This window comes from Thermococcus sp. (assembly GCF_027012695.1).
Classification (GTDB): Archaea; Methanobacteriota_B; Thermococci; order Thermococcales; family Thermococcaceae; genus Thermococcus.
In genome coordinates this window covers 1-1,056 of the sequence record NZ_JALUYR010000020.1, presented here as the reverse complement: position 1 = coordinate 1,056, position 1,056 = coordinate 1, and the positions used below count along the sequence as shown (strand labels likewise).

Here is a 1,056-nt window from a genome sequence, read left to right as displayed (position 1 = left end):
GCCGGTGGAGGAGACCCGCCCGGAACCAACGCCAGGAAGTTCGCCGAGATAATAGCCGGCGCGGTTCTTGCTGGGGAGCTCTCGCTCCTCGCGGCCATAGCAGCTAAACACCTCGCGAAGGCACACAAGGAGCTGGGGCGTTAAAACGTTATCCTCTCTAGTTCTCCCTTCTTTTCGGCCTTTTTCAGCATCTGACTCCAGGTTTTGGAGGGCATCACGTTTATCAGTTTACCCTTCTGCCCCCTGGGGCCGAAGAGGTACTCGACGATCGAGAAGAGGGCCCCGAGGATTATCGCACCCCACAGACCGAGGCTGAAGTAATCGCTGAGGGCCGCGATTACAATGGCGAGTATTCCGCCGAGGAGGAACCTCCAGGGGTTGCCTTTCCTGAGCTTTGATTCCGTGATTTTATCTAGTTCGTCCTTAGCGAGGAGGGAGAAGAACTCCCCGGCCTGCTTCGGATGGAACACGTAGACCTTGGGTGTCATTTCATTCACTACGATGATCCTCTTCTCCAAAGGCTGGATGAAGACGTACCTGGAACCGTCCCTCACGTCGAGTATAAGGAGGCTTGTTCCACCTCTAATTCCCTCTGACAGCGTTAAGAAGCTTGCAACGTCGGGGTTCTTGAACTCGAGAGCGGAGGGGAACACTTCCCTAACCTTCTCGAGGGGGATGTCCTTTGGAGCGTAGTAGAAAACGATGACCGGCTGAAAGACATCCAGGAGGGACATGCTTACCATTACGATTCCAAAAATTAAAAGTTTTTTGGCATTGTAGATGGAAATTCCTGGCAGGAAGAGCCGGATGTCTCTAATAACATTCGATTCTTGGTCCCTTAAAACGGGCAAAGGGGGATTTGCGGCCTCCCCTCTTATCACATGGGACACGCCGTAGACTTTAAAAAGTCACACGCTAGTTGACTTACAGGGATGATGAGCAATTTCCCTCACTCTGAAATGTGATGAGGAGCCGATGCTCTGACCGTAGAAAAGAGAAAGGGACTCAGCCCGCTATTTCCTGGATTTTCTTCCTCACGAGCTGGTTCACGAGCTT

Annotated in this window: 1 protein-coding gene and 1 pseudogene; one reads left to right on the top strand and one right to left on the bottom strand. The window is 52.4% G+C overall.

Annotated features, from left to right (window positions below):
* Positions 1 to 144: pseudogene (locus MV985_RS01020) on the top strand (3-hydroxy-3-methylglutaryl-CoA reductase); the annotation flags it as partial.
* Here the strand turns inward: MV985_RS01020 and MV985_RS01015 are convergent.
* Positions 141 to 734, bottom strand: coding sequence for a hypothetical protein (locus MV985_RS01015; protein ID WP_297458262.1), 594 nt, complete (start codon positions 732 to 734; stop codon positions 141 to 143). The pseudogene MV985_RS01020 and the gene MV985_RS01015 overlap by 4 nt on opposite strands.
* Between the last annotated feature and the right edge of the window lie 322 nt (positions 735 to 1,056).